Raw genomic sequence first — 18409 nt, forward strand, 5'->3', positions numbered from 1 at the left:
ACGGGACCTCGAGGTCCCTCCCCTGTTCGAGCTGCTGCGCGAACGTGAGCCGAAGCGACATCCCGTTGGCGCAGCAGTCCGATCTTCGCCGGGACGTCGAGGTCCCTCCTCCGCAGCAGTCCGGTTCGTGGGGGGACGTCGAGGTTCCGCCTCCGCAGCAGTCCGATCTCCCGGGGACGGCCGCGTCAGTCCGGGAGGGCGGCGAGGGGGAGGTCGTGCGCCGCGGCCCAGGACTCCCACTCGGCGCGGGTCCGACCCGCGAACGCCGCGGCGAGAGCCGCGCGGGTGTCCTCGACGCCGAGCACCTCGAGCAGGCGCCGGTGGAAGTGCGGCTCGAGGGCCGCGACGGCGACCCGACCGTCGGCGCACGCGTAGACGCCGTACGCCGGGAACCCGCCGGCCAGCAGACCGCCCGGCTGGGTCAGGCCCCAGCGCCGCGGACGCGCCATGTCGTGCGCGGCCTGGCTGAGCGCGACCTCGCGGTAGGTCCCCGGCCCGTCGGCGCCGCGCTCGAGCAGGGCGGCGAGGGCCTCGATGGCCGCCCGGTCACCGCCGCCGAGGTCGGCCAGCAGGACCCGCGGCATCTCGGCGCCCAGCAGCCCGTTGACGGCCTGGTAGGTGAGGTCGTGCCCGGGAACGTCGGCCCCCTCCCCCGGGTGCCCGACGATCGCGATCTGCACCAACCGCGGGTGCGCCGCGTGCAGCTGCGACCACGACAGGCCGAGGCGGGCCAGCGCCGCGGGACGGTGCGAGGTGAGCAGCAGGTCCGCGCTCGACAGCAGCCCGTGCAGCGCCGCCCGGCCGTCGTCCGTCTTGAGGTCGAGGGTGACGACCTCCTGCCCGGCGCGCAGCTCGTCGTACCCCGGGCCGGCGAACGCGGCCAGCGGGTCGCCGCCCGGCGGCTCGACCTTGGTGACGTGGGCGCCGAGCGCGGCCAGCCGGGCCGCCGCCACCGGCCCGGGCACGTTGACGGCGATGGTGACGACGCGGACGCCGGCGAGCGGACCGCTCACGACCCCACCTGCGCCCGCAGCTGCGGCTTGACGACCTTGCCGCTGGCGTTGCGCGGCAGCCGCTCGACGCGCTCGACCACCCGCGGGTGCTTGTACGACGCTAGCCGGTCGCGCAGGAACGCCCGCAGCGCCTCGACCTCGAGGTCCGGCGCGCCCTCGCGCAGCGCGACGACGGCGACCGGGACCTCGCCCCAGCGCTCGTCCGCGCGTCCCACGACGGCGACCTCGAGCACGTCGGGGTGCGCCGCCACGGCGTTCTCGACCTCGGCGCAGTAGATGTTCTCCCCGCCGGAGATGAGCATGTCCTTCTTCCGGTCGACGACCCAGACGAACCCCTCGTCGTCCTGCCGCACGAGGTCGCCCGAGTGGAACCAGCCGCCCTCGAACGCCTCGGCCGTCGCCTCAGGGGCGTTCCAGTAACCCTTCATCAGCGTCGGCCCCCGGTAGACGATCTCGCCCACCTCACCGCGCGGCACGTCCTGCCCGAACGAGTCCACGACCCGCGCCTGCACGGTGGGGATCACACGGCCGACCGAGCCGAGCTTGCGCAGCGCGTCCTCGCCCCGCAGGACGCAGGTGATAGGCGACATCTCGGTCTGCCCGAAGACGGCGACGTTCTGCGCGTCGGGAAAGGTGTCGGCCATCTGCCGCAGCAGGGTGTCGCTCGCCGGGGCGGCCCCCCAGCTGATGCAGCGCAGCGCGAGGTCGCGCTGGCCCACGCCCGGGTCCGCACACACGGCCTGCCACTGGGTGGGCACGAGGAAGACCGAGGTCACCCGCTCGCGCTCCCAGGTGTCGAGGATGTCCGTCGCCGAGAACTCGCGCAGGGGGTGGATGACGGTGCGGATGCCGAGCAGCAGGTTCGGCGCCACCGCGCCGAGGGCGGCGACGTGGAAGCCCGGCGCCGCCATGAAACCGATGTCGTCCTCCGTACTGGCGAACGCCCGGAGGCACGTCAGCGCCTGCGTGGCGAGGTTGACGTGGCTGAGCATCGCGCCCTTGGGCCGGCCGGTGGTGCCGCTCGTGTAGAGGATGAGCGCGGTCGTGTCCTCCGCGACGTCGGGCAGGTCGGCCGGCTCGCCGTCGGACTCGCCCTCGGCCAGGACCTGCTCGTAACCGAGCAGGTCGCCGTCCGTCTCGGCGCCCATGACGAGCACGAGCGACAGCGCCGGTACGGCGCCCCGTACGGCCACGGCCAGGGGCAGCAGCGCTGGCTCGGTGACCACCGCCGTGGCCCCGCAGTCCTGCGCGAGGGCGCTCGCCTCGGGCGGGGTGAGCCGGAAGTTGACCGGGACGGCGATCGCGCCGAGAGCGTTGACGGCGAGGACGGTCTCGAAGAACTCGGTGCGGTTGAGGGTGATCAGCAGGACACGATCCCCCGCCGTCACCCGGCGCCGCGCGAGACCGGAGGCCAGTGCGGACACCCGCCGGTGGAGGTCGGACCACGTCGTGTCGTGGCCCAGGAAGCGGAACGCGACGTCGTCGGGACGCATGAGCGCGTGGGTGGCCACCCACGTCATCCAGTGGTGCCGCGTCGAGCGGGTCGGCTCGGCGCCGGGCGGCGTGCCCGTCACGACCGCACCGCCCGACGGGTGAGCAACGCCTCGGCGGCCCGCGCGAACTCGGGGGTGCGCAGGAGCTCCTGCTGGCCGGTGCCCTCGCGGCCCAGGGCGTCGGCCAGCCCGCCGAGGGTGGCCTCGCGCAGGGCGGCCTTGGTCAGCTCGACCGCGCGCCGGGGCGCGGCGACCAGGTGCGTGACGGCGCCGTCGACGAGGGCGTCGAGCTCGTCGAGGCTCGGGGCGGCCCCGGCGACCAGACCGGCCGCGGCGGCCTCCGTCGCGCCGATGCGACGGCCGAGCAGGACGGCCTCGTTGGCGCGGGCGCGGCCCATCGCCGCGGCCAGCAGCATCGTCGAGCCCCCGTCGGGCATGAGCCCGATGGAGAGGAACGACTGCAGGAGGTAGCCGTCGGGGCCGACGTACGCGAGGTCGGCGGCCAGGGCCAAGGACATGCCGATCCCCACGGCGGGACCCTGGACGCGGGCCACCACGGGGACGGCGCAGTGGACGACGGCGCTGACGAGCCGCTCGGCACCGGCCATGATCGCCGCCGGGTCGGCGTCCTCGCCGCTGATGTCGGTGAGGTCGGCCCCGGAGCAGAACGCACGACCTGCTCCGGCGAGGACGACCACGCGGACCTCCTCGTCCGTCGACACCCCGTCGAGGGCGTCGACGACCGCGCGCATCGCCTCACCGGTGACGGCGTTGAGCCGGGCCTCGTGGTCGATGGTCAGCCGCAGCACCGCCCCGTCCCGCTCGACCCGCAGGTGGTGGCTCACGCCACCTCCTCGTAGGTGCCGCCGGACTCGGCGCGCTCGACGAGCGACGCGGGCGGCGTGAACCGGTCGCCGTACCTCTCGGCCAGCTCGCGGGCCCTCGCGACGAACCCGGCGAGACCGCCCGGGTACTGGTCGAGGTAGCGCGCGACCCCGCCCGTCCACCCCGGGAAGCCGATTCCCAGGATGGAGCCGACGTTGGCGTCGGTCGTCGACTCGAGCACGCCCTCGTCGAGGCACTTGACCGTCTCGAGGGCCTCGGCGAAGAGCATCCGCTCCTGCATGTCCTCGAACGGGATCTGCCGCCAGCCGTCGGCCGGGCGGAACGCCTCGAGCCCGGACCACAGGCCGGTACGACGCCCGTCGGCGTCGTACTCGTAGAACCCGCGGCCGGAGCTGCGGCCCGGACGGTCGAGCTCGTCGAGCATCCGGTCGGTCACGGCGTCGGCGGGGTGCGGCGTCCACGTGCCGCCCTCGGCCTCGACCGCCGCCCGTGTCTCACGACGGATCTTCCGGGGAAGCGTGAGGGTCAGCTCGTCCATGAGCTGGAGCACCGGGGCGGGGTAGCCCGCCTGGCGGCTCGCCTGCTCGATCGACGCGGGCGCGATGCCCTCGCCGAGCATGGCCAGGCCCTCGCTGGTGAAGGTGCCGATGACCCGGCTGGTGAAGAAGCCCCGCGAGTCGTGGACGACGATCGGCGTCTTGCCGATCTGCTTGGCGAAGGCCAGCGCCCGCCCGAGGGCCGCGTCGGAGGTCCGCTCCCCGCGGATGACCTCGAGCAGGGGCATCTTGTCCACCGGGGAGAAGAAGTGCAGGCCGATGAAGTCCGCGGGCCGGGTGACGTGCTCGGCGAGCCCGGTGATCGGCAGGGTCGAGGTGTTCGACCCCAGCAGCGCGTCGGGCGCGACGACGGGCTCGATCTCGGCGTAGACGGCGGCCTTGACCGACGGGTCCTCGAAGACGGCCTCGATGACGAGGTCGGCCCCGGCGGCGTCCTGCGGGTCGGCGGTCGCGGTGACCCGGGCGAGCAGCGCCTCGCCGTCCGCCTCGGTGCTGCGCCCGGAGGCGACCGCCTTCTCGACGAGCCGGCGCGAGTACCCCTTGCCGCGCTCGGCCGATTCCTGGGACACGTCCTTGAGGACGACCTCGATCCCGGCCTTCGCGGCGACGTACGCGATGGCGGCGCCCATCATCCCGGCGCCGAGGACGACGACCTTCCGCACGGGTGGGGCGTCCGGGTCGGCGTACTGCTTGACCCGCCCAGCGGCGGTCTGCAGGTCGAAGAACATCGCCCGGATCATGTTCTTGGCGATCTGGCTTCCGAGCAGCGAGGTGAAGTACCGCGTCTCGACGAGGTGGGCCGTCGCGTAGTCCAGGCCCGCCCCCTCGACGGCGGCGGCGAGGATGGCCCGCGGGGCGGGGTACGGCGCCCCGCCCAGCTGCTTGCGCAGCGTCGCCGGCGCGGCGGAGATGAGGCCGCTGACCCTCGGGGAGCCGGGGGCGCCACCGGGAAGCCGGTAACCCGGCCGGTCCCACGGCTGAGCGGCGTCCGGGTGCGCGGCGATCCACGCCTTGGCGGCCGGCAGCAGGTCGTCGACGGTGGGCACGACCTCGTCGACGAGGCCCAGCTCGCGGGCCGCGGACGGGGTGAGCCGCTGCCCCTGCAGCAGGCAGCCGGTGAGGGCCGGCAGCAGCCCGAGCAGCCGGACGCTGCGCACGACGCCGCCGGCGCCGGGCAGCAGCCCGAGGGTGACCTCCGGGAACCCGATCCGCGTCGAGCGCAGGTCCGCGACGACGCGGTGGTGGCAGGCCAGGGCGATCTCGAGGCCGCCGCCGAGCGCGGCGCCGTTGATCGCCGCCACGACGGGGCGACCGAGGGTCTCCAGGTCGCGCATCGGCCGCTTGATCGCCGCCGTGCGCTCCATCGACGCGGCGGCGGCCTCCGGACCGGTCGGCATCCGCAGCAGGTCGGTGAGGTTCCCGCCGGCGAAGAACGTCTTCTTGGCCGAGGTGAGCACGACCCCGGTGATCGACTCCTTCTCCTCGACGAGGCGCTGCACCGTGGCGGCGAAGCTCGCCAGGTGCGCGGCGTTCATCGTGTTGGCCGAGGCGCCGGGGTCGTCCATGGTCAGCACGACGACGCCGTCGGCGTCCTGCTCCCACCGGATCGTCGAGGTCCGCTCCGTGGTGTCCTGCGGGCCCACCTCAGGCCCCCAGCCGCTCGATGACGGTGGCGATGCCCATGCCGCCGCCGACGCACAGCGTCGCGAGGGCGTAGCGGCCGCCGGTGCGCTCGAGCTCGTCGAGCGCCGTGCCGAGGATCATCGCGCCGGTCGCCCCGAGGGGGTGCCCCATGGCGATGGCCCCGCCGTTGACGTTGACCTTGTCGATGCTGATCCCGAGGTCCTTCATGAGCTTCATCGGCACGGCGGCGAAGGCCTCGTTGACCTCGAACACGTCGATGTCGTCGACGTCGAGACCGGCCCGTCGCAGGACCTTCTGCGTGGCCGGGGTCGGCCCGGTCAGCATGATCGTCGAGTCCGAGCCGGTGACGGCGGTGGCGACGATGCGCGCCCGCGGCGTGAGGCCGGCCCGCTCCCCCGCCTCGCGGTTCCCGATGAGCATCAGCGTCGCCCCGTCGACGATGCCGGAGGAGTTGCCGGCGTGGTGGACGTGCTCGATCCGCTCGACCCAGTGGTACTTCTGCAGCGCGACGGCGTCGAAGCCGGCCTCGGCGCCGAGCTTGGCGAAGGACGGCCGCAGCCCGGCCAGGGTCTGGCGCGTCGTGCCCGCCCGGAGGTGCTCGTCGTGGTCGAGGACGGTGACGCCGTTGACGTCGGTGACCGGCACGACGGAGTGCTCGAAGAGGTGCTTGTCCCAGGCCCGGGCGGCGAGCTCCTGCGACCGGACGGCGTAGTCGTCGACATCGTCTCGGGTGAAGCCCTCGATCGTCGCGATGAGGTCGGCACCGATCCCCTGCGGCACGAAGCCGGTGTCGTAGTTCGTCGCCGGGTCCTCCGCCCACGCGCCGCCGTCGGAGCCCATCGGCACCCGGGACATCGACTCGACCCCGCCGGCGAGGACGAGGTCCTCCATCCCGCTCATGATCTTGTGGGCGGCGAGGTTGACCGCCTCGAGGCCGCTGGCGCAGAACCGGTCGACCTGCAGGCCCGCCACCGTCTCGGGCAGCCCGGCGGCGACGGCGGCCACGCGCGGCAGCACCGAGCCCTGCTCCCCCACCGGCGAGACGATCCCCATGACGATGTCGTCGACGTCGGCCGGATCGAGCCCGGGGTTTCGCCGCTTCACGGCCTCGATGAGCCCGGTCGTCAGGTCGATGGGCTTGACGCTGTGCAGCGCCCCGTCCGGCTTGCCGCGTCCCCTCGGCGTGCGGACGGCGTCGAAGATGAGGGCGTCGGTCGCGGGCACGGGGGCCTCCGTCGGTCGTCGATGAGCGCGGGTGGGCGAACAGCCGTTAACTTAGGCATCCGATCGCGGCCCGTCAAGGCACGTCCTTGACGATCCGTGAGTGAAGGTGCGTTAATCACCGGGTGTCGCAGGCGACCCGCACCCGCCCGGCCGACCGCCGGGCCCAGCTGCTCGACGCGGCCGCCGTCGCCTTCGGCGCCCGGGGGTACGCCGCGGTGTCCCTCGGGGACATCGCCGCCGCGGTCGGGATCTCCGCCCCTGCGCTCTACCGCCACGTGCCGAACAAGTACGCGCTCTTCGCCGAGGTCGCGCAGGCCGAGATGACGGCCCTGCTCGAGGCCGCACGCGCCGTGCCCGACCCCGACGACCTCGACGCGGTCCTGCTCGCCATCGCGGGCCGCACGGTCGACCACCGCGACCACGGCAGCCTCTACCGGTGGGAGGCGCGGTTCCTCACCGAGGAGGACCGCGGCCGGCTGCGCGCGACGACCCGAGCCCTGCGGGCGTCCGTCGCGGGCCCGCTGGCGCGGCGCCGTACGGCGACCCGGGGCGCGGTCCCCGACGAGGCGGACCCCACGCTGCTCGCGTCCGCCGCGCTCGCCGTCGTCGCCAGCGTGACCGCGCACCGGCTCGTGCTCCCCGACCTGGCCGAGCGCGTGGCCCGGCTGGCCGCCGCCGTCGCGCAGGTCCCGCTGCCGCCGTCGCCGGGTCCGGCGCCCGCTCCCGGCCCCGAACCGGCCTGGCGGGCGACGCTGGCCCCGTCCTCGACGCGGGAGCGGCTGCTCGTCGAGGCGCTGCGGGCCTTCGAGCGGCACGGGTACCTCGGCGCGACGATGGAGGAGATCGCGCGGGCCGTCGGGCTCAGCGCGCCGGCCGCCTACCGCTACGTGCCGACCAAGGCCGCCCTGCTCGCGGAGGCGTTCTCCCGCAGCCAGATCCGACTCGATGCCGTCGTCCGCGCGGCACTCGCCGACGTCGACGCGGCGGACGAGGCGCTGCCGGCCCTCGCGGCGGCGTACGTGCGGCTGTGGTTCCAGCAGCCCGAGGTGATGAGCGTGTGGGGGGCCGAGGCCGGCCACCTCGGCGACGACGAGCGCGAGGAGCTGCGGGCCGTCCAGCGCGACCACGTCGCCGTGTGGGTCGCGCTGCTGCGCGAGGTGCGGCCCGACCTCGACCCGGTCGACGCGCGCCTGCGGGTCCACGCCGCCCTCACCGTCGTCGTGGACACCGGCCGCCTGCTGCGCTTCGACCGGCGCCGGCCCGTCCGGGACCGCGTCGTCGCGCTCGTCCTCGGCGTCCTGCTCGCCCCTTGACCGCTGCCTGACCGACCAGCCCCGACCCACCCCAGGAGACCGACCGATGTTGCTCGAGCTCACCGACGACCAGCGCGACCTCGCCCGGGCCGTGGACGACTTCTGCCGCAGGGAGGCCGGCTCGCGCGACCAGCGCGAGAAGCTCACCGACGGCGGCCGGCTGCACCACAACGAGGACCTCTACCGGCGGCTCGCCGGCCTCGGCTGGGCCGGCGTCCGCGTCCCGGAGGAGTACGGCGGCCTGGGCGGCAGCCACGTCGACATGTGCCTGCTGCTGGAGCGCACGGCCCACGGGATGCTGCCCATCGCCGGGATGGGCGTGACCTTCATCGTCGCGAACGCGGTCGCCCGCTTCGGGACGGCCGCGCAGAAGGAGACCCTGCTGCGCAGCGTCGTGGCCGGTGACTCGCAGTCGATCTCGATGTCCGAGCCGGGCGCCGGCTCCGACGTCGCCGCCCTCACCTGCAAGGCGGAGCGGACCGACTCGGGCTGGCGGGTCAACGGGCAGAAGACGTGGTGCTCCAACGCGCACTACGCGCAGCACCTGCTCCTCGTCGCGCGCACGTCGGGCAGCGGCTCGAAGCACGAGGGCATCACCATGTTCCACGTGCCGTTGCCGGCCGACGGGCTGGAGATCCGCGGGATCGACACCCTCGGCGGCCGCGAGGTCAACGACCTCTTCTTCACCGACGTCGAGCTGCCCGAGGACGCCGTGGTCGGGCAGGTCGGTCAGGGCTGGACGCAGCTGATGGCCGGGCTCAGCACCGAGCGGCTCATCCTCGGCGCCCTCATGGTGGGGACGGCGCAGCGCGCCTTCGACGACGCGCTGGCCTTCGTGTCGACTCGCGAGCAGTTCGGGCGCAAGGTCGGCTCGTTCCAGGCCCTGCGGCACCGGGTCGCCGACCTCGCGACGGAGATCGAGGCGACCCGGCTTCTGGTGTACGCCGTCGCGCGGATGGCCGACGCCCAGCCGGACAAGGTGCTCGCGAGGGAGGCGTCGATGGTCAAGCTCAAGGCGACCGAGGTCGCCAAGCGCGTCGCCATCGAGGGCATGCAGATGATGGGAGGCTACGGCTACGCCACCGAGTTCGACATGGAGAAGCACCTGCGCTCCACCATCGTCTCGACGGTGTACGGCGGCACCAACGAGATCCAGCGCGACATCATCGGGAAGACCTACGGGTTGTAGGCCTCCCCGACGACGGGACGCTCCTGGGTCAGCCGCGCACCGAGCGGCGACCGCTCAGGGTCTCGGCGACGCCGATGAGCAGGACGGCGGCGACCACGGCGACGATCGAGCCGAGGACGTTCAGCTCGAAGATGCTGCCGGTGCCGAGCAGGTTGGCGACGACGCCGCCGATCACCGAGCCGACGAGGCCGAGCAGCAGGGTGGCCAGGATCGACAGGTTCTGCTTCCCGGGCTTGATGAGGCGCGCCACGGCGCCGACGACGAGACCGAAGACGATGAAACCGATCATGGTGAGCTCCTTCTGGCTCTCGGATGCTGTGCTGTCACCTCATTGGTCGTGTCCGACGACGCGATCCTCACGGCGTCGCGAGCCCGCCCCGTGTGAAGACGGTCACATCACGCGCGCAGAGCGGCCCCCAGGCGTCCGACCTGCTCGACCGGGTCGTCGCCCTCGCCGAGCAGGAGGTTGACCGCGACGTGGTCGGCCCCGGACTCGAGGTGGGCCCGCAGCCCGGCGACGACGTGCGACAGGTCGCCGCGCAGCACGAGGTCGTCGGCGAGCCGCTCGCTGCCCGAGCCCTCGAGGTCGGCGGCGTCGTACCCGAGCTTCTCGAGGTTGCGCCGGTAGTTGACCAGGCCGAGGTAGAAGCCGAGCGTCTCGTGGGCCAGGCGCGTGGCCTGCTCCGGGTCCGCGCTGAGCGCGACCTTGTGCTCGGCGGCGAGCACCGCGCCGTCACCGAGGATGTCGCGGGCCTCGCGGGTGTGCTGCGGCGTCGTCAGGTAGGGGATCGCGCCGGCGGTGCGGTCCCGCGACAGCCGCAGGACCCGCGGGCCGAGGGCCGCGAGCAGCCGGGTCGACGCGTCGACCCCGGCCGCGTCGAGCGCGTCGAGGTAGTCGACCAGCGTCTCGTAGGGCTTCTTGTAGGTCCGCGTCGCCTCGGGGTGACCGATGCCGATGCCGAGGAAGAAGCGTCCGGGGAATCGGTCGTGCAGGCGGCGGGTGACCTCGGCGATCGGCGCGGCGTCGTCCTTCCACACGTTGACGATGCTCGTCCCGACGATGGCCTCGCGGGTGCTCTCCAGCAGCCTGGCCACGACCTCGAGGTCGCCGCCCGGTGAGCCACCCACCCACAAGGTGGTGAACCCGGCCTCCTCGGCCGCGGTGGCGAGCTGCGGGCTCCAGCCCGCCTCCCCCTGCCAGAGGCCGTAGCGGCCAAGGACGGATCGGGACTGCGGCGTCGACGTCATGCCCCGGCAACGGCACGCTCCCGGGCGGGATTCCCGTCCCCGCGCGGCGCGGTGCGATGCTGGCCACCGTGAGCACCCCGGACGCCGTCTCGCCCAAGGACCGCTTCGTCACCGTCTACGGTCGCAACCCGGTGCTCGAGGTCCTCGCCGACGAGTCGCTCACCGTCGACAAGGTCGTCCTCGCCGAGGGCGCCCGCGGCCACGGCGTGGCCGACATCGAGCGGCTCGCGCGGCGCCGGCGCGTGCCGCTGCAGCGGGCCACCGCCGAACGGGTCAAGAAGCTGGCCGGCAACGGCAAGCAGGACCAGGGCGTGTTCGCCGACGTCGTCGCCCCGCGCAAGCGCACCCTCTCAGCCGCCCTCGACGACCCGTCGCTGCGCCGGGTCGTCCTCCTCGACGGCCTGACCACGCCGGCCAACGTCGGCATGGTGCTGCGCACGGCGACGGCCGCCGGGGTCGACGGCATCGTCGTCCCCCGTCGGGGCGTCGCCTCGATCGACCCGCTCGTCGTCAAGGCGTCGGCCGGCGTCGCGTTCCGGGCCCCGGTCGTCACCTGCGGGACGGCGGCCGAGGCCGCGGACGCCCTGTCCGCCGCGGGGTTCCGGTTGGTCGGCCTGGCCGCCGACGGGGCGGACACGCTCTTCGAGGCCGACCTGCCCGAGCACGTCGTCCTCGTCCTCGGCAGCGAGACGGCCGGCGTGTCCCCCGAGGTCGCCGAGCACGTCACCGACTGGGTGAGCATCCCCATGCCGGGCGACGTCGAGTCGCTCAACGTCTCGGCCGCGGCCGCCGTCGTCTGCTTCGAGCTGGTCCGCCGCGGGCTCTGAGACGCCCGTACGGCGCCCCGCGGGTCGGCTCAGCGGAAGGCCACCAGCGTGCCCGAGGCGGGAACGAGGAGCGTGTCGCCCGAGACCGCCAGCCCGGTGCGCACGGTGGCGTTCCGGTCGTCGACGGAGACGGGGGCACCGGCCGTCCCGGACCACAACGGGACTCCGGTGACCACGTCGAAGCCGAACACGCTCCCCGAAAGGCTGCCGACGTAGGCGACGCCCCCGGCGATGACCGCCGGGGTGCTCAGGCTGCCGTCGCCGGCCTGTACCCAGACCTGTCGACCGGTCACCGCGTTGAGCCCCCGGGCGCCCTGGGCCGACACCGTCACTGCTCGGCGCCCGGCGACCGCCGGCGCGTAGGCGGCGTCGAACGTGAACCGGACGCTGCCGTCCGCCGTGGACAGGACTCGTCCCGGCATGCCGAACGGTTCGCGCACCCAGAGCTGGTCACCGGACAGCACGGGGGTGCTCCCGCCACCGCCCTCGCACCCGAAGTTGTCCGTCCAGCGCGGGAGGCCGGAGGTGGTGAACGCCTGGGTCCACTCGCACGCGAAGGACGTGTAGACAGACCCCGACCCGACGGCCGGCGCTGCACTCTGGCCGTTGACGACCGACTGGGTCCAGTCGAGCAGCCCGGTGGCCTGCCGCACGGCGTACAGCGTCCCTCCGCTGCCGGCTCCGACGACGAACACCTCGGAGCCCGCGGCGACCGGGGGCGCGTCGAAGGACCACTGTCGCGGGAGCACGACGGACCACTGCGCCGTCCCGTCCGTGGCGGAGTAGGCCCGCAGGATGCCGTCGAAGTTGAGGACGAAGAGGCGGCCGTTCGCGTAGGTGACGGCCGAGAAGCCGTAGGTCCCCGGGATGGTCACGGGTCCCCAGACCGTCCGCCCGGTCGTCTTGTCGAGGGCGAGCAGTTTCGTCCCGGCCGACGCGTCGTCGACGGTGACGTACACCGTGTTGCCGGCCACGACGGGATAGGAGACCGCGGTGCCGAGGGAGCGCGACCACACACGGGTGGCGGTCCGCGACACCGCTCCGGTCGACGCTCCGTCGTGACGGGCGTCCTGCTGGTACGACGTCACGTCCGTCGGGCTCGACGTGACCGTCGGCGCGACAGGGGTGGCGGGCGACGCGGACGCCGTCGCCGCGGTCGGCGCCGCGAGCAGACCGAGGGCCAGCAGGGCGGTGGACGTGACGAGAGCGGTACGGCGAGAACGCACGGGGTCTCCTCCGGGGGACGGCCAGATGGGTGCCGTCGGCAACCGGCGCACAGCATGGCAGGGGGGGCGACTCCTTTGTCCGGGAAAGCCCGCAGAACGCCCGTACGACGCCCCGCGGTTCGCGGGACGCCGTACGGGCGGGTGGGTGCGCGGGTCAGGAGCCGACGCGAGCCGTGTCGTGGGCGTCGTCCGTCGTCTCCCCGCGCGCCTCGGCCCGGCGCTTGGCGACGAGCGAGGTGACGGTGACGAGGGCGAGGATGCCGACGATGACGCCGAGCGAGGCGAGGGTCGGGACGGTGGGGACGCCGGCCCAGACGCCGTGCGCCCAGTGCAGGACGAGCTTGACGCCGATGAAGGCGAGGATCGCCGCGAGGCCGTAGCCGAGGTGGGACAGCGAGGCCAGCGCGCCCTCGAGGACGAAGTACAGCGCGCGCAGGCCGAGCAGGGCGAAGGCGTTGGTGGCGAAGACGAGGTACGGGTCGCCGGTGATGCCGTAGACGGCGGGCACCGAGTCGATGGCGAAGACGATGTCGGTGGCGAGGATGGCGACGATGACGACGGCCATGGGGGTGAGGGCGCGCTTGCCGGCCTGGCGGACGGTGAGCCTCGTGCCCTCGTAGTCCTCGGTGACCGGCATGAGGCGGCGCAGCAGCCTGACCGACCTCATCGAGCCGACGTCGACCGACTGGTCGTCGTGCGAGAGCGCGTCGCGCAGGACCTTGACCGCGGTGACGAGCAGGATCGCCCCGAAGAGCAGGAAGGCCCAGGAGAAGCTGGCGATGAGCTGCGCGCCGAGGGCGATGAAGATGCCGCGCAGGACGAGCGCGCCCGCGACGCCGATGAGCAGCACGCGCTGCTGCAGCTCGCGGGGGACGGCGAAGGCGCCGAGCAGGAGGAGGAAGACGAAGAGGTTGTCGACCGAGAGCGACTTCTCGACGAGGTAGCCGGTGTAGTACTCCAGGCCCTGCTGGCCGCCGTACCGGCTCCAGATCCAGACGCCGAAGGCGAGCGGGATGGCGATGTAGAACGCCGACCAGCCGATGGCCTCCTTCATCCTCACCTCGTGCGGCTTGCGGGTGAGGACGAAGTCGAGGACGAAGAGCAGCAGGACGCCGGCGATGGTCAGCCCCCACAGCAGGGGCGTGCCGATGCTGCTCGTCGAGCCGGCGGCGAGGTCGTCGCCCCCGGCGAGGGGGACGGAGGACAGGAAGGACATGGGTCTCCTCAAGGCGTGGTGCGACGTCTTGAGGTCTCCTTCACCTGGCCTCGTGGGCCGGGCGGTGGCCCGGGGCCGTCATCGGACGAGCCGTACTGACCGGGACACGCTTGAGAAGTACTCCCCTCGTGGACGAGTCTACGGGACCGCGGAGAGGATGTCTCGTTGCGCAGGTTTCCGGCTCGTCAGGGCAGGAGCAGCGTGCCGGACCCCGTCTCGGTGACGAGGCCGCCGACGGTGACGACGCCCTCGCTCGACACCCCGAGCCGCAGCAGCGACGGCCGCTGGACGGCGGCGCCCTGGTGGACGACGCGGGTCAGGCCACCGGAGCGGTGGGCGTCGTGCGCGACGAACCAGCCGCCCAGGTTGGCGCACGCCGAGCCGGTGGCCGGGTCCTCGACGACGCTCCCGCCGTCGGCGAGGACGAAGCGCGCCTCGACCTCGTCACCCCCGGCCTCGGCCCAGGCCAGCACCTGCGGCTCGCCGAGCGTGGTCCGCACGTGCCGGTGCAGCAGCGCCGCGTCGGCGCCCACCCGGCGCACGGCGTCGACCGACGCGAGCGGGACGACGAGCTGCTCGACGCCGGAGTTGACGAGCAGCGGTTCCCCGGCGAGGTCTTGGGGCTCGAGCCCGAGCGTCGCCGCGAGCTCCCCACGGGTCGCGTCCGGCGAGCGCCAGGTCGAGGCCCGGGCGGTGGTGAGGGTCCACGTGGCTCCGTCGCCGACGACGGGGACGTGCCCGGCGGGCAGGTCGAGGACGACGACGCCCCGTCCCAGGTGCCCGGCGACGACGTGCGCCGTCCCGAGCGTCGGGTGCCCGGCGAAGGGCATCTCGTACGTCGTCGTGTAGATCCGCACCGTCGCGGTCCCCGACCCCTCGTCGACCGCGGTGACGAACGTCGTCTCGGACAGGTTGAACTGCCGGGCCACCGCCTGCATGACGTGTGGCTCGAGGTCGCCCGCGTCCTCGACGACGGCGAGCGGGTTGCCGCTGAACGGGTCGCCCTCGACGGCGAAGACGGAGACGAGGCGGAAGGGCAGCTCCATGGGCGCCACCCTAGGCTGGCGCGGTGACGACGCACGCCTCCCCTCCCGGCCACCTCCTGCTCGTCCGGCACGGGGAGACGCTGTGGTCGCGCGACCGACGCCACACCGGCCTGACCGACCTGCCCCTGCTGCCCGAGGGCGAGGCGGTCGCCGCGCGGCTGCCCGCCCTGCTGGAGCGGTACGACGTCGTCGCCGCCCGGGTCTCCCCCGCGCAGCGCGCCCGCCGCACCGCCGAGCTGGCCGGGCTCGGCGACCTCGCCGTCGTCGACGACCGGCTGCACGAGTGGGACTACGGCGGCTACGAGGGGCTGACCACCCCGCAGATCCGCGAGCAGGTCGGGCACGACTGGACCGTCTTCGCCGACGGCGTCGTCCCCGGCGACACCCCGGGCGAGACGCTCGAGCAGGTCGCCGACCGGGCGCGGGCCGTCCTCGCCGACGTGGCTGCCGACCGCGAGCGCGGCGACGTCGCCCTCGTCGCGCACAGCCACCTGCTGCGGGTGCTGGCCGCCGTCGCGCTCCAGGAGGACCCGCACCTCGGCGCCAAGCTCGTCCTCGACGCGGGCGCGCTGAGCGTGCTCGGTGAGGAGCACGGCCTGCCCGTCGTGCGGGCCTGGAACCTCACGCCCTAGGCGGAGCAGGCCTCCCCCGGGTGCGCGGCGGCTTGACGACGGTCAGCTCGTCGCGGCGCGGGCGGGTCAGACCGCGCGGGGCGCCGGGCACGTCGGCGCCGGGGACGGCATCTGGGTCGGACGGTCCCTCGGCCGCGCCGGCGGGCCCGAAGACGGCGTAGGACGTCACGTCGCCCGGGGTCAACCGCGGTCCGTACCGCACGCCCTGCAGACCGACCACGTCGAACGCCGCGGCCCACCGCTGCGGGACGTCGTACGGGACCATGACCTCGAGCTCGCGGGTGACCCCGAAGTCGGCGGCGACCCGTGAGCGCAGGTCGGCCAGCCGCGCCTCGGGCGCGGGCAGCCGCGAGACGAGCGTCGCCTCGAGCAGCGACACGGGAAGGGCCTCGACCTCGCCGAGCACCGGGCCGAGCCGCTCGCGCAGGGCGACGAGGGGGTCGTCGGCGAGGTAGCAGGTGCCGCGGGGGGCGGGCAGGTCGAAGCGGCCGCCGCCGTCGCTGGCGTACCACCACGGGCCGAGGTCGCGGTGGTGGGCGCGGAAGCACGCCGTCCCGGCGGTGAGCCGGTGGGTGGGGAAGCCGTCGAGGGGGACGGCGGGCGGGCGCTGGGCGACCCGCTGACGCCCCTCCTCCCCCGCGCTCACGTCGCCCACCGCCGGGCGTCGGCGGTCGCGGCGGCGACGACCCGCGCGACGGCGGCGCGGGACTGGCGGTGCACGACGAGGTGGTCGACGGCGCTGTCGCCGCCGAAGGCCGCGGACGGCGTGGTGAGCCAGGTGCCGACGGTCCAGCCGTCGACGCCGGCCCGCAGCAGGACCTGCACGGCCTCGGCGATGCCGGCGCGGACCTCGCCCGACCGGGCGAACTGGAACAGCGGGTAGAGCAGGTGCCCGTCGGCGGTCCGGCAGGCGAGCAGCGTGCCGCGGCGGACCCGGTCGGCGAGCGCCTGACGGGAGACGCCGAGCCAGCCGACCAGCCCGGTCGTGTCGTAGAACGGGCCGAGGGCGGTGTCGAGGGGGTGCACGCTCGGGAGCACGGCGACCATCCGCTCGGCCAGCTCGTCCGGGTCGCCGAGCGAGTCGACCGACCGGCCGGCCGCGGTGAGCTCCTCGACGCGCTCCCCCAGCCGCTGCTCGACCTGGGTGAGCAGCCGCGCGAGGGCGTCGGCGTTGGTGCGGGCGACGGGGGTGGCGGCGTCGGGGCTCATGGGTGGTCTCCTCGGGGGTCGGCGGGGTCGGACGCGCCGGGGAGTGCGCGTCAAGGGCGTCAAGGTCTCGTGCGACCCAGACTACCTCCCACCACCGACAGCCGTCGCGGGGCCACCCGCGGGGCCGTGCCTGCCCTACTCCTGCGGCAGCTCCCACTCGTGGACCGGCAGGTTGGCCTGCATCTGCTCGGCGTAGTGCCGCAGCATCTCCCGCAGCGCGGCGGGGCGGTCGAGACCGCGGGCCTCGAGGCGTCGTACGGCCTCGATCTGCCACGTCGAGCCGTTGACCCCGCGCAGGCAGCGCGCCTCGACGATCGACAGGTAGCGGTCGCGCACCTCCTGCGCGACGCCCCACCGGGCCAGCCCCTCGTGGGCCATGGGCAGCAGGTGGCGCAGCACGAGCTCTGTCGCCGGCACCTCGCCGCGGCCCGGCCAGAACTGGCGCGCCTCGATGCCGTCGCGGGCGGCGGCGAAGAAGTTCTCCTCGGCCGCGGTGAAGCTCATCCGCGTCCACGTGGGCCGGTCGTCGGTCGCGAGCATCCGCAGCGCGCCGTAGTAGAAGGCCGAGTTGGCCATGACGTCGAGGATGCTCGGCCCGGCCGGCAGCACCCGGTTCTCGACGCGCAGGTGCGGGCGGCCGCCGACGGTGTCGTAGATCGGCCGGTTCCACCGGTAGACGGTGCCGTTGTGCAGCCTCAGCTCGGCCAGCTCGGGCACGCCCCCGGCCTCGAGGACGGCCAGCGGGTCCTCGTCGCTCAGCTCCGGCAGCAGCGCCGGGAAGTAGCGCACGTTCTCCTCGAAGAGGTCGAAGATCGAGGTGATCCAGCGCTCGCCGAAGAAGACCCGTGGGCGCACGCCCTGGTTCTTCAGCTCCACCGAGCGGGTGTCCGCCGCCTGGGTGAACAGCTCGATCCGGGTCTCGTGCCACAGCTGCTGGCCGAAGAAGAAGGGGCTGTTGGCGCCGACGGCCAGCTGCGGCCCGGCGAGGACCTGCGCCGCGTTCCAGTACGACGCGAAGTGGTGCGGCTCGACCTGCAGGTGCAGCTGCACGGAGGTGCAGGCGCTCTCCGGCGCCAGCGAGTCGGCGTACCGGTTGACCCGCTCGCCGGTCGCGCCCTCGATGTCGAGGTAGACGTCCTCGCCGCGCGCGGCGAGGACGGCGTCGTTGAGGGCCTGGTAGCGCACGTTGGCGCTCATCCAGTCGTCCTCGAAGTGCTCGGGCATGACCGTCGGCAGGATGCCGATCATGAGGATGTGCGAGCCGACGGCGCGGCTGCGCTTCTCCGCGGCGTTGAGGGAGGCCCGCAGCTGCTCCTCGAGCTCGAGGGCCTCCGAGCCGGGCAGCGGCCGCGGCGGCAGGTTGATCTCGATGTTGTAGCGCGCGAGCTCGGTCTGGTAGGCCTCGTCCTCGATCGCCTCGAGGACCTCGGCGTTGGCCATCCGCGGGCCGAAGTCGTCGTCGACGAGGTTGAGCTCGACCTCCATCCCGGTCAGCTGCCGGTCGAACTCGAACACGCTGTGCCGCAGCATCCGCTCGAACACGTCGAGGTCGGCGCGCACCTTCTCGCGGTAGCGCTGGCGCTGCTCACGGGTGAAGCTCGCGGAGGCGACGTCCTTGCCCATGGGCGACACGCTAGAGCGTGCAGCGCCCGTACGACGCCCCGGAGCGCTCGCGTCTCGCCCCTCGTCGGCACACGCCGGGCGACCTCCCGGGCCCTGTCGGTGC

General features: G+C 74.0%; 17 protein-coding genes. 4 read left to right on the forward strand and 13 right to left on the reverse strand.

Features of this window, described 5'->3' with window-relative positions; genetic code table 11:
* Nucleotides 1–185 precede the first annotated feature (185 nt).
* Genes FB458_RS17530 through FB458_RS17550 form a run of 5 tightly spaced genes read right to left on the reverse strand, consistent with a single transcriptional unit; the run spans nucleotide 186 to nucleotide 6777 of the window.
* Entirely contained in the window at nucleotides 186–1013 is an 828-nt protein-coding gene (locus tag FB458_RS17530) for a CoA transferase (protein ID WP_141849633.1), read from the reverse strand.
* Nucleotides 1010–2587, reverse strand: coding sequence for a fatty-acid--CoA ligase FadD5 (gene fadD5 / locus FB458_RS17535; RefSeq protein WP_246061330.1), 1578 nt, complete (start codon nucleotides 2585–2587; stop codon nucleotides 1010–1012). The genes FB458_RS17530 and fadD5 overlap by 4 nt, the downstream gene beginning before the upstream one ends.
* Nucleotides 2584–3351, reverse strand: a complete 768-nt coding sequence (locus FB458_RS17540) for an enoyl-CoA hydratase-related protein (protein WP_141849634.1) — start codon at nucleotides 3349–3351, stop codon at nucleotides 2584–2586. The genes fadD5 and FB458_RS17540 overlap by 4 nt, the downstream gene beginning before the upstream one ends.
* Nucleotides 3348–5552: a 3-hydroxyacyl-CoA dehydrogenase NAD-binding domain-containing protein gene (locus tag FB458_RS17545; RefSeq protein ID WP_141849635.1), complete on the reverse strand. Its 2205-nt coding sequence runs from the start codon at nucleotides 5550–5552 to the stop codon at nucleotides 3348–3350. Before FB458_RS17545 ends, FB458_RS17540 begins: the two co-directional genes overlap by 4 nt.
* Nucleotide 5553: 1 nt before the next feature.
* Nucleotides 5554–6777: an acetyl-CoA C-acetyltransferase gene (locus FB458_RS17550; protein ID WP_141849636.1), complete on the reverse strand. Its 1224-nt coding sequence runs from the start codon at nucleotides 6775–6777 to the stop codon at nucleotides 5554–5556.
* 122 nt (nucleotides 6778–6899) lie between these two features.
* Here FB458_RS17550 and FB458_RS17555 point away from each other — a divergent pair, with 122 nt between their 5' ends.
* Together FB458_RS17555 and FB458_RS17560 are read left to right on the forward strand one after the other, a co-directional pair.
* Nucleotides 6900–8090, forward strand: coding sequence for a TetR/AcrR family transcriptional regulator (locus tag FB458_RS17555; RefSeq protein WP_141849637.1), 1191 nt, complete (start codon nucleotides 6900–6902; stop codon nucleotides 8088–8090).
* A gap of 46 nt (nucleotides 8091–8136) precedes the next feature.
* Nucleotides 8137–9279: an acyl-CoA dehydrogenase family protein gene (locus FB458_RS17560; RefSeq protein ID WP_141849638.1), complete on the forward strand. Its 1143-nt coding sequence runs from the start codon at nucleotides 8137–8139 to the stop codon at nucleotides 9277–9279.
* 28 nt (nucleotides 9280–9307) lie between these two features.
* On the opposite strand, the gene FB458_RS17565 is transcribed toward FB458_RS17560, so the two are convergent.
* Together FB458_RS17565 and FB458_RS17570 are read right to left on the reverse strand one after the other, a co-directional pair.
* The gene (locus FB458_RS17565) at nucleotides 9308–9568 is read right to left on the reverse strand and encodes a GlsB/YeaQ/YmgE family stress response membrane protein (protein ID WP_141849639.1); all 261 of its coding nucleotides are present in this window, start codon (nucleotides 9566–9568) and stop codon (nucleotides 9308–9310) included.
* Between the two features lie 107 nt (nucleotides 9569–9675).
* A complete protein-coding gene (locus tag FB458_RS17570) occupies nucleotides 9676–10527 on the reverse strand; it encodes a TIGR03620 family F420-dependent LLM class oxidoreductase (protein WP_141849640.1) in 852 nt (283 codons plus the stop codon).
* Between the two features lie 68 nt (nucleotides 10528–10595).
* Between FB458_RS17570 and FB458_RS17575 the strand changes: the two genes are divergently transcribed.
* Complete coding sequence (locus FB458_RS17575) at nucleotides 10596–11354, forward strand: TrmH family RNA methyltransferase (RefSeq protein WP_246061331.1); 759 nt, start codon at nucleotides 10596–10598, stop codon at nucleotides 11352–11354.
* 29 nt (nucleotides 11355–11383) lie between these two features.
* Here the strand turns inward: FB458_RS17575 and FB458_RS17580 are convergent, their stop codons facing one another.
* From FB458_RS17580 to FB458_RS17590, 3 genes are all read right to left on the reverse strand, one after another.
* Nucleotides 11384–12580: an outer membrane protein assembly factor BamB family protein gene (locus tag FB458_RS17580; protein WP_170185728.1), complete on the reverse strand. Its 1197-nt coding sequence runs from the start codon at nucleotides 12578–12580 to the stop codon at nucleotides 11384–11386.
* Nucleotides 12581–12734: 154 nt separating this feature from the next.
* A complete protein-coding gene (locus FB458_RS17585) occupies nucleotides 12735–13796 on the reverse strand; it encodes a TerC family protein (protein WP_141849643.1) in 1062 nt (353 codons plus the stop codon).
* A gap of 185 nt (nucleotides 13797–13981) precedes the next feature.
* Nucleotides 13982–14842, reverse strand: coding sequence for a PhzF family phenazine biosynthesis protein (locus tag FB458_RS17590; RefSeq protein WP_141849644.1), 861 nt, complete (start codon nucleotides 14840–14842; stop codon nucleotides 13982–13984).
* A 23-nt stretch (nucleotides 14843–14865) separates the two neighbouring features.
* Here FB458_RS17590 and FB458_RS17595 point away from each other — a divergent pair, with 23 nt between their 5' ends.
* A complete protein-coding gene (locus FB458_RS17595) occupies nucleotides 14866–15474 on the forward strand; it encodes a histidine phosphatase family protein (RefSeq protein ID WP_246061339.1) in 609 nt (202 codons plus the stop codon).
* Here FB458_RS17595 and FB458_RS17600 read toward each other — a convergent pair.
* From FB458_RS17600 to FB458_RS17610, 3 genes are all read right to left on the reverse strand, one after another.
* Nucleotides 15464–16120, reverse strand: coding sequence for an RES family NAD+ phosphorylase (locus FB458_RS17600; RefSeq protein ID WP_141849645.1), 657 nt, complete (start codon nucleotides 16118–16120; stop codon nucleotides 15464–15466). The two genes, FB458_RS17595 and FB458_RS17600, sit on opposite strands and share 11 nt — an antisense overlap.
* Nucleotides 16117–16683, reverse strand: coding sequence for a hypothetical protein (locus tag FB458_RS17605; protein WP_141849646.1), 567 nt, complete (start codon nucleotides 16681–16683; stop codon nucleotides 16117–16119). Before FB458_RS17605 ends, FB458_RS17600 begins: the two co-directional genes overlap by 4 nt.
* A 135-nt stretch (nucleotides 16684–16818) precedes the next feature.
* Nucleotides 16819–18306 (reverse strand): glutamate-cysteine ligase family protein, encoded by a 1488-nt coding sequence (locus tag FB458_RS17610; protein ID WP_141849647.1) that lies wholly within the window; start codon nucleotides 18304–18306, stop codon nucleotides 16819–16821.
* Nucleotides 18307–18409: the final 103 nt, after the last annotated feature.

Origin of the sequence: Lapillicoccus jejuensis (assembly GCF_006715055.1) — a bacterium.
Lineage (GTDB): Bacteria > Actinomycetota > Actinomycetes > Actinomycetales > Dermatophilaceae > Lapillicoccus > Lapillicoccus jejuensis.

Excerpts from the sequence above, each read along its gene's own strand:
- FB458_RS17590 (WP_141849644.1), bottom strand. The coding sequence starts at position 14,842 with ATGGAGCTGCCCTTCCGCCTCGTCTCCGTCTTCGCCGTCGAGGGCGAC.
- FB458_RS17570 (WP_141849640.1), bottom strand. The coding sequence starts at position 10,527 with ATGACGTCGACGCCGCAGTCCCGATCCGTCCTTGGCCGCTACGGCCTC.
- FB458_RS17605 (WP_141849646.1), bottom strand. The coding sequence starts at position 16,683 with ATGAGCCCCGACGCCGCCACCCCCGTCGCCCGCACCAACGCCGACGCC.
- FB458_RS17585 (WP_141849643.1), bottom strand. The coding sequence starts at position 13,796 with ATGTCCTTCCTGTCCTCCGTCCCCCTCGCCGGGGGCGACGACCTCGCC.
- FB458_RS17610 (WP_141849647.1), bottom strand. The coding sequence starts at position 18,306 with ATGGGCAAGGACGTCGCCTCCGCGAGCTTCACCCGTGAGCAGCGCCAG.
- FB458_RS17560 (WP_141849638.1), top strand. The coding sequence starts at position 8,137 with ATGTTGCTCGAGCTCACCGACGACCAGCGCGACCTCGCCCGGGCCGTG.
- FB458_RS17565 (WP_141849639.1), bottom strand. The coding sequence starts at position 9,568 with ATGATCGGTTTCATCGTCTTCGGTCTCGTCGTCGGCGCCGTGGCGCGC.